The 5,981-nt window shown below is 39.6% G+C and carries 4 protein-coding genes; all 4 read left to right on the forward strand.

The features are described 5' to 3' along the window. Positions 1-1,529, forward strand: a 1,529-nt coding sequence (locus SST111_RS12215) for a Rib/alpha-like domain-containing protein (RefSeq protein WP_180274051.1), incomplete at its 5' end; no start/stop codon positions are given. A gap of 230 nt (positions 1,530-1,759) precedes the next feature. After that, the gene (gene holA / locus SST111_RS09510; RefSeq protein ID WP_099810959.1) at positions 1,760-2,791 is read left to right on the forward strand and encodes a DNA polymerase III subunit delta; all 1,032 of its coding nucleotides are present in this window, start codon (positions 1,760-1,762) and stop codon (positions 2,789-2,791) included. Between the two features lie 91 nt (positions 2,792-2,882). Then, positions 2,883-3,488, forward strand: coding sequence for a superoxide dismutase SodA (gene sodA, locus SST111_RS09515; protein ID WP_099810961.1), 606 nt, complete (start codon positions 2,883-2,885; stop codon positions 3,486-3,488). Positions 3,489-3,750: 262 nt separating this feature from the next. Further along, positions 3,751-5,775: a surface-anchored 5'-nucleotidase gene (locus SST111_RS09520; protein ID WP_099810964.1), complete on the forward strand. Its 2,025-nt coding sequence runs from the start codon at positions 3,751-3,753 to the stop codon at positions 5,773-5,775. The last annotated feature ends 206 nt before the right edge of the window (positions 5,776-5,981 follow it).

A 5,981-nucleotide genomic window follows, 5' to 3' on the forward strand; every position in this document is an offset into this window, starting at 1 on the left:
AGTCTATTCAGGTTGTTGTCCAACAAACAGCTCATGGGGAAGGTGTCACACATGAATTGCCAATCGGTGTTCTTCCTAAATCGGATCGCTACCAGCCACAAGTAACTAGCGAAGCTCGTGTCTTTCCAAACAGCAGTACTGAGGAAATAAAGGCTGAAATTGTTAAGCAAATTAGTCTTCCAACTGAAGCAGGTCAAGTTGTTTATGAACTTGTAAGTAACCTTCCACAGACAAATGGTGACTATCCAATCACGGTTCGTGTCATTTATGATGATCGTAGCCAAGACGAGATAGTAGTACCACTTCATATTTTCAAAATGGAAAACGGTAAGGGAGTCACACATGAATTGCCAATCGGTATTCTTCCTAAATCGGATCGCTACCAGCCACAAGTAACTGGAGAAGCCCGTGTCCTTCCAACCAGGAGTACTGAGGAAATAAAGGCTGAAATTGTTAAGCAGATCAGTCTTCCAACCGAAGTAGGTCAAGTTGTTTATGAACTTGTAAGTAACCTTCCACAGACAAATGGTGACTATCCAATTACGGTTCGTGTCATTTATGATGATCGCAGCCAAGACGAGATAGTAGTACCACTTCATATTTTCAAAATGGAAAACGGTAAGGGAGTCACACATGAATTGCCAATCGGTATTCTTCCTAAATCGGATCGCTACCAGCCACAAGTAACTAGCGAAGCCCGTGTCCTTCCAAACAGCAGTACTGAGGAAATAAAGGCTGAAATTGTTAAGCAGATCAATCTTCCAACTGAAGCAGGTCAAGTTGTTTATGAACTTGTAAGTAACCTTCCACAGACAAATGGTGACTATTCAATCACGGTTCGTGTCATTTATGATGATCGCAGCCAAGACGAAATAGTAGTACCACTTCATATTTTCAAAATGGAAAACGGTAAAGGCGTCACACATGAATTACCAGTCGGCGTTCTTCCTAAATCGGATCGCTACCAGCCACAAGTAACTGGAGAAGCCCGTGTCTTTCCAGCAAGCAGTAGTGATGACGCAACGGCTGAAATTGTTAAGCAAATTAGTCTACCAGCTGAAGCAGGTCAATTTGATGTTGTAGTAGTCACTCCTACTCCACAGTCTAGTGGTGACTACTCCATGATTGTTCGGGTGGTCTATGATGATCGCAGCCAAGACGAGATAGTAGTACCACTTCATATTTTCAAAATGGAAAACGGTAAGGGAGTCACACATGAATTGCCAATCGGTGTTCTTCCTCCGTTGGAAACAACCAAGGACGATGGAGTTACACATGAATTACCAATCGGCGTTCTTCCGTCATTAGAAGTAGCTTTAGAGAAGGGGGTAGGAGAAAATAGTCCGAAGCCAGCCGCAAAAGAAACGGCAGTCTCTGTGAGTGTCGTGGGACAGCAAAAATTCGCTAAAGGACAGTTACCTAAAACAGGGGATAGGAATAATCTTTTACTGGTTGGCGTAATGCTTGCAATCTTTAATTTAATCTTCTGGATGTCGGGTAAGAAACCTCACCAAGTAGAAGAGAAGTAGTAATCATCCATTCTTTTGCTCTATCAGCATAGGAAGAAAGATTTGTTTTCCCTTAAATGCTACCAATCGGATGTTATCCTAATTTTAAAGGCAGAAGCTAAATGTATTAGTTTCTGCTTTTTTAGGCTTAACAAGAGAGTTGAATGATAGATTTTTATTGAGTATTATCAATGAGTTTGTTTTCTAATTCTAATTCAAATGGTATAATTTATTAAGAATTAGAGGTATACATGTTAGTTATTGAACAGATTGAGACATTTAAAAAAGAGAAGTTAGGTTCCTTGACCGTTCTATGCGGTGAAGACATCGGACAATACCAAATAGCGAAAGACTTACTTCTGAGGAAGCTTGATTTCGATCCTGCAGATCTGGTGTTTGCCTATTTTGATATGTCAGAAGCTGATTATAGTCAGGTGGATTTGGATTTGGTTTCTCTCCCATTTTTTTCAGACGAAAAAGTTGTCATACTGGATTATTTTTCTGATTTGACCACAGACAAGAAGCGGCATTTGACAGACGATGAGCTTAAACAGTTTGAGGCTTATTTGGAAAATCCAGTTGAAACAACACGTTTGATTATCCTAGCTCCAGGAAAGTTAGATAGCAAACGACGCCTGGTTAAACTCCTCAAGCGAGATGGACTAGTATTAGAAGCCAATCCTCTGAAGGAGATGGATTTGAAAAATCATTTCCAAAAGGAGATAATGCGTCTTGGATTGCAGATGGGAGGAGAGGTTTTTCAATACCTTTTAGAAAAGTCCAATTTTGATTTTGCAGAAATCAGTAAGAACCTAGCTTTTCTTCAATCTTATAAGGGAAAAGAGACGATTGAAATTTCAGATATTGATGCGGCTATCCCCAAAACACTACAGGATAATATCTTTGATTTAACACAGTTAATTCTACAATCCAAGGTAGACGAGGCTCGCAACTTAGTTCGTGACTTGCGGTTGCAAGGGGAGGAAGAGGTTAAGTTGATTGCCATCATGTTAACCCAATTTCGAACCTATCTACAAGTGCAAATACTACTAGAGCAAGGCCGAGGGGAACAGCAGATAGTAGCTGAGTTATCAACTATTATGGGGCGTAAGGTGAATCCATACCAAGTAAAGTATGCTTTGCGTGATTCACGCCATCTGTCCATTGGATTTTTGAAAAAAGTTGTTCGATTATTGATAGAAACGGATTATCAAATCAAGACAGGACAGTTTGATAAGGATTACTTGTTTGATCTTACATTGTTAAAAATTGCAACGAGTTAAGTGTCTGATTAGTAGTTTCAGACAAATAAATTGAAAAGGCTCTCACATTGGAGTAGAATAGAACTATCACTTAGTATAGGAGAAAACGAAAATGGCAATTATTTTACCAGACCTTCCATACGCATACGATGCCTTGGAACCACATATTGATGCAGAAACAATGACCCTGCACCATGACAAGCACCATGCAACTTATGTTGCAAATGCTAATGCAGCCCTTGAAAAACACCCAGAAATCGGTGAAGACTTGGTAGCACTTTTGTCAGATGTGGAGCAAATTCCAGCTGATATCCGTCAAGCCCTTATCAACAACGGTGGCGGTCACCTTAACCATGCTCTTTTCTGGGAATTGCTTTCACCTGAAAAAACAGAAATTTCAGCAGAATTGGCGGCAGATATTGATGCGACCTTCGGTTCATTTGATGCCTTCAAAGAATCCTTTACAACTGCAGCAACAACTCGTTTCGGTTCAGGTTGGGCTTTCTTGGTTGTTAATAAAAAAGGTAAGTTGGAAGTTATCTCAACTGCTAACCAAGACACACCTATCATGCAAGGGTTGAAACCAATCTTGGCATTGGATGTTTGGGAACATGCTTATTACCTCAACTACCGTAACGTCCGTCCAAACTACATCAAAGCCTTCTTTGAAGTGATTAACTGGGACAAGGTTAACGAACTTTATAAAGCAGCTAAATAAGAGCAGTTCTCTTCCGTTTGGAAGAGATTTTTTAGTTGCGAAGAGTACTTTGGAGAGAATTGTGTATGGGAAGAGGGATGATTTTTCGTATTATGGATAAAAACAACAAGATATTTTCAGAAAAATGATGTAAAAGTGAGAATAAACGAATATTTTTATAATTTTTTGTTATAAATGACTGATTTGATATTGAAAAGCCGTAAAAAAAGGATTATTATAGATATGTCAATATGAAAAAAATAGAAGGAGCATTGTTTTGCTTATGAAAAAGAATATTCGGTTGAAAAGCAGTGTACTAGCTCTTGTAGCTGGTTTTAGTGTCATTACAACACAGGCTGTTTTAGCAGATGAATTAGCTGTTCAAATTATGGGAGTTAATGATTTCCATGGTGCGCTTGATACGACAGGGACAGCGCGATTGGAGGGGGAAACAGTTCGGAATGCAGGAACTGCCGCTTTGCTTGATGCTTACATGGATGATTCGCAAGCAGAATTTGAAGAAACAGCAGCAGAAACAGAAACACCTGCAGAGTCTATCCGTGTTCAAGCCGGAGATATGGTTGGTGCAAGTCCATCGAATTCTGGACTTTTGCAAGATGAACCAACTGTAAAAGTCTTTAACAAAATGGATGTTGAATACGGTACTTTGGGGAACCATGAATTTGATGAGGGACTTGATGAGTATAATCGTATCATGACTGGTGAAGCTCCAAAAGAAGGTCAGTTTAATGAGATTGTAGATAATTATACTCACGAAGCTGCCAAACAGGAGATTGTTATCGCTAACGTTATTGACAAAGAGACGGGTGAAATTCCGTATGGCTGGAAACCGTATGCTATTAAGACTATTCCTGTAAATGATAAAGAAGCAAATATTGGTTTTATTGGTGTAGTTACGACAGAAATTCCTAATCTTGTTTTGAAGAAAAACTATGAGCAGTACACTTTTTTGAATGAGGCAGAGACGATTGCGAAATATGCGCGTGAGTTAGCTGAAAAGGGTGTAAATGCGATAGTTGTACTGGCTCACGTCCCAGCTACAAGCAAGGATGGTGTGGCTGCTGGTGAAGCTGCAGATATGATTGCTAAGCTAAATGAAATCTATCCTGAACACTCAGTTGACCTTGTGTTTGCCGGTCACAACCATGTCTATACAAACGGTACAACAGGCAAAACCTTGATTGTACAAGCTACCTCACAAGGTAAGGCTTATGCAGATGTTAGAGCTGTTTATGATACAGATATTGCCGACTTTAAAGATGTTCCGACTGCGAAAATTATTGCAGTGGCACCAGGTCAGAAAACACCAAGTCCAGAAATTCAGGCGATTGTAGACGAAGCAAATACCATCGTTAAAAAAGTAACAGAGCAAAAAATTGGTACGGCTAGTCAAGCGACAGATATTTCTCGCGAGGTAAATGAATTTAAAGAAAGTGCTGTGGGTAATTTAGTAACATCGGCTCAATTAGCTATTGCTAAGAAATCAGGCTATAATGTTGACTTTGCAATGACCAACAATGGCGGGATTCGGGCAGATTTGAAGGTCCAAGAGGATGGAACAGTTACTTGGGGTGCAGCACAAGCTGTTCAACCATTTGGGAATATCCTACAAGTCGTTCAAATGACAGGTGAGCAGATTTATACAGCCTTAAATCAACAATACGATGAAGGCGAAAAATATTTCCTTCAAATGTCTGGAATTAAATATATCTACACGAAAGCAGATAATCCAACGGAAGAAAATCCTTACAAGGTTGTTAAAGCTTTCAAAGAAGATGGAACAGAGATTGTTCCGACAGAAACCTATACACTTGTTATCAACGACTTCTTATTTGGTGGTGGGGATGGCTTCTCGATTTTCAAAGAAGCTAAACTGATTGGCGCTATCAATCCAGACACAGAAGTATTTGTTGAATATTTGACTGATTTAGAAAAAGCAGGTCAAACGATTAGTGCAACTATTACAGGTAGAAAAGCATTTGTAGAGGAGTACGTAGAAGAACCAAAAGCAGAAGAAAAAGGAGATGCTGCTGGGACAACTACCGATACGAAAACACCTGAAAAAGCAAACGACGGTGGCGGTAGTGTAGCAAATCAGAAAGCAAACGAGCAACCGGCACCATCTGGAAGTGTGGCTCCTATTTCAAATAAGAAAGCTGAAAAAGCATCAGGGAACCAAACACTTCCAAATACCGGACAAGAAGCCCTAGGCTCCCTTCTTATTAGCTTGGGTGGCTTAGTTTCACTCGGAATGGCTGTCTCAATGAGACGTAAGGAAGGGGAATAGGAATCAAGCATAAAAACGACAAACTTTCGAAGTACATTATAGAATTACTTCTTTTAGAGATTATCATGAGAGAAATACATAAAAACAATTGTGTTTAGTCTTAGAGTAGGTTCTGCTTTTTGTAAAAATTTGGGTAAATTCTCAAAGTAAGTTCTAGTTCCCGTCCTTCCAGAAGTTACTTTGAGAAAACTGCACAACATCAACAG

The organism is Streptococcus suis YS161 (genome assembly GCF_002760245.1).
GTDB classification, from domain to species: domain Bacteria; phylum Bacillota; class Bacilli; order Lactobacillales; family Streptococcaceae; genus Streptococcus; species Streptococcus suis_I.